This is a genomic window from Nocardia sp. NPDC004722 (genome assembly GCF_053601505.1).
The window spans coordinates 1-2,092 of record NZ_JBSGBY010000951.1 but is presented as its reverse complement, the minus strand read 5'-3'; the positions used below and the strand labels follow the sequence as shown (position 1 = coordinate 2,092).

Sequence of the window (2,092 nt, the reverse complement as noted above, 5' to 3'; positions counted from 1 at the left end):
CAGATCAAGCTTGGCTGTGCCAAGGGGCCCGCCGAGGTGCCCGCGCCGTTCTCGGCTGACGGTGCTGACCAATGCCTCATTGATCACATCCGGTGCCAATTCGACCGGGCCGGGTTCGCGTGCCCACCAGAACAAGTCCCGGATATACGCGTGGGCGACCTCCGGGCTGATTCCGTTGGCGTCGGTGATCATTCCGGCCTGCCGCATCGCGTGAAAGATCTCGTCGGGGGAGTCGGAGAGGATGGCGCGCAGCAGCGTGTGCTGGGTCTGGACGGCCTCGCGTCCGAGGTGCTTGTACAGGCCGAAGTCCAGGAAGGCGACCCGGCCGTCGGGGCCGACGAGGAAGTTGCCCGGATGGGGGTCGGGGGAGAACTGCCGGTGCAGCAACAGGCTGCCGAAATAGAAGCGGAAGATGGTTTCCGCGATGCGGTTTCGCTCGCCGGCCGACCAGTCGCGGACCTGTTCGAAGCGCGACCCCTCGAAGTACTCGGTCACGAGCACGTGCGGGCCTCCGTGCTCGGTGATGACGTCGGGAACGGTGATGTACGGGTGGCCGCGGTACAGGCGTGCGACCTTGCGCTGATTCTGCGCCTCCAGCTCGTAGTCGAGTTCTTCCTCGAGGCGCTCGCGAATCTCCTGCGCGAGGCCCGCCCAGTCGGTGTTGGGTGCGATGGCGCGACCGGCCCGCATAACGATCGACAGGTTGCGCAGGTCGGCGCGGATCGCCCTGTCGATGCCGGGGTACTGCACTTTGACCGCGACCGCGCGTCCGTCGTGCAGTGTCGCGCGGTACACCTGGCCGATGGAGGCCGCAGCCAGCGGGGTTTCGTCGAAATCAGCGAACACACTGGACAGGCGGGAGCCCAGATCGGATTCGATGACGGTGCGCATTTTCGTGAACGAGACGGTCGGCGCAGAGTCGAGCAGCTTGGCCATGGACCGCTGCATGTCCTCGCGGACCTCCTCAGGGAAGACGCCCATGTCCACCACGGCCAGCATCTGGCCGATCTTCATCGCGGCACCGCGCATGGCGCCCAGGCCGGCCACGATCGCCTTGGCCGCTTCGACTTGCCGACGTTCCAAGGTGGCGGCCCGGTATTCCTCGCCGCGACCGGCGGTGGCGATCCTGGCTCCGACCTGGCGTGCGGCCTGACCGGCGACGACTCGTCCCAATCTCGCTGTGCGGGCTGCGCGGGAAGTCGGCAATTTCTGGTCCTCGGGCATGGGCGTCCTCCTGTGTACATTTATGTAGGTACTACAGTGTAGGCTTTATCGGGGTCGCGGGGCTTGCCGGAGCGCTGCATGGAATCGACTGAGACCGAAGGACATTCGTGACAGACGCGCACACACCGCTGCTCACCGCGCTATGCGCGCCGGATGCCGTGGACCACGCCGTGGCCATTGCCGTCGGCGAGGACAGGCTCTCCAGCTCGGGGCTCCACGCCGCCGCCCTGGCCGTCGCCGACCGAGTACGCGGTGCCGATCGGGTGGCATTCGCGGCGACCGCGAGCATCGACACGGTGCTCGCGATCGTCGGGTGCTTGCTTGCCGGCGTGACCGCGGTACCGGTGCCTCCCGACGCGGGAGAGGCCGAACGACGGCACGTGCTCGTCGATTCCGGAGCGATGATATGGCTCGGTGTCAAACCCGATGACGTTGTGCTCGAGACGATTCCGCTGGAGCGGAGCGCGCGATCCTCGGCAGCCCACCGTGAACCTGATCCGGCCGATGTGGCGTTGATCCTCTACACGTCGGGGACCACGGGGATGCCGAAAGGCGTGCCGATCACCCGCGCGGCGATGGCATCGTGCCTGGACGGACTCGCCGCCGCATGGGAGTGGGATGCGGACGACATCCTGGTGCACGGGCTGCCGCTGTTCCACATACACGGTCTCGTGCTCGGTCTACTGGGGCCATTGCGGGTGGGGTCGCCATTGATCCATACCGTGCGCCCGACGCCGGAAGCGTATGCGGCGGCGGGCGGTTCGCTCTATTTCGGTGTGCCGACCGTATGGTCGCGGGTGTGCGAGCAACCCGCCGCCGCCCGCGCGCTCGGATCGGCCCGTCTGCTGATCTCCGGTAGCGCGCCGCT

General features: G+C 67.2%; 2 protein-coding genes. One reads left to right on the top strand and one right to left on the bottom strand.

Annotated elements, in window-relative coordinates; translation table 11 throughout:
- A partial coding sequence (locus tag ACWELQ_RS44475; RefSeq protein WP_452402982.1) for an ABC1 kinase family protein occupies nucleotides 1–1,224 on the bottom strand: 1,224 nt, incomplete at its 3' end.
- Between the two features lie 170 nt (nucleotides 1,225–1,394).
- Between ACWELQ_RS44475 and ACWELQ_RS44470 the strand changes: the two genes are divergently transcribed.
- The coding region (locus ACWELQ_RS44470) for an AMP-binding protein (RefSeq protein WP_452402981.1) at nucleotides 1,395–2,092 on the top strand (698 nt) is incomplete at its 3' end.